This is a genomic window from Streptomyces sp. NPDC058964 (assembly GCF_042741275.1).
GTDB lineage: Bacteria > Actinomycetota > Actinomycetes > Streptomycetales > Streptomycetaceae > Streptomyces.
Window position 1 is genome coordinate 1 of the sequence record NZ_JBHYKH010000997.1, and the last position, 1289, is coordinate 1289.

At 74.7% G+C, this 1289-nt stretch carries 1 protein-coding gene; it reads right to left on the bottom strand.

Features of this window, described 5'->3' with window-relative positions; genetic code table 11:
* Positions 1–1200: SDR family NAD(P)-dependent oxidoreductase (locus ACFW2E_RS47135; protein WP_384478401.1), on the bottom strand; the 1200-nt coding region annotated here is incomplete at its 3' end.
* Positions 1201–1289 lie beyond the last annotated feature (89 nt).

The following is a 1289-nucleotide window of genomic DNA, read 5'->3' on the forward strand; positions in this document are numbered from 1 at the left end:
GGAGATCACCAGGCATCGGCCCCTCCCCGGCTCCAGGAGCGGGAGCAGCCCGGTCATCGGCGCGCTGACCAGCCGCAGCGAACCGGTCAGGAACGCGTCCATCCGTTCCAGGTCGGTGGCGGCCAGGTCGAGCGTGCGCAGGGGTGGGGCCGCGCTGCACACCAGGAAACCGAGCCGGCCGTGCTCGCGCTCGACGCGGGAGCGCAGTTCGGCGCTCCAGCGCGGGTCCGCGGCGTCGCCGGGCACGGAGTGCAGCCGCCCCGGCAGCCCTTCGGCCTCGGCCCTCAGGGCAGGGGGCAGCGTGTCCCGATGCCCGACGAAGACCTCGGCGCCCTGTGATGCCAGGGCGAGCGACAGAGCCGCACCGAGCCCGCGGCTGCCGCCGACGACGACGGCCGACGCGCCCCGCAGCCGGGTCGACGGACTCAAGTGCTCGCCCAGCGCGGCCGCGGTGGCCGGCGGCGCGGGCGTGCGGACCATGGCCTCGATCTCGGACTCGGCGACGACCACGCCGTCCGCCGTGATCTGTCCGACGATCGACACCAGTCCGAAGCGCAGGTCGGTGTGGACGACGCGGGCGCTGTACGACAGCCGCGCCGGCCCCCGCGCGGCGACCGGCAGGAAGCGCAGCGCCACCCGGCCGAGCAGGCAGTTCTCTCCCGGCAGGCGCATCCCGGCCACATAGCTCGACCACAACAAGCAGGCCAGCGGCGTCGGCCCGAGCAGCCGGGCCGCGACCGGGAACCGCCCGCGCAGCGCGTGGGTCCCCTCCGGGCCGTACTCTCCGGACACCGCGGTGCCCGACGGCAGGTCCTCGATCCCGTGCCGGGCAGCCGGCCGGTCCTGCGGCACGGGCAGCGGATCAAGGTCCGCCGGGGCGCCGGGACGCACACGTACGGTCAGGCAGGTACGGTCCCCGTCGAGCAGCCGGTAGCCGAGGCCGGTCCTGGCCTCGCCCAACGCCTCGGAGCGGTAACGCACGCCGGGGACCACCGGGTTGCCGAAGTCGGCCTCGACAGCCGTGGCGCCCGCCCCGGCGTCCGCCGCCTGTTCGTCCAGCGTCGCCAGGACGGCGAGGACACCGTGGGCGACGGTCCGCCCGAAGGGGGTGCGGCGGGCATGGCCGGGCGAGCAGTGCAGCGCGTTCTGGTCGCCACTGACCCGCGCGAACAGCGCCACGTCGTCTTCCGAGAGCAGCACGTGTGAACCTCCGATGAGGGCGTCGACCTTGAAGCGGCGGTGTCCAATCGCGGTCCGGAAGCAGTTGAACACCCGACAGCACAATGGGC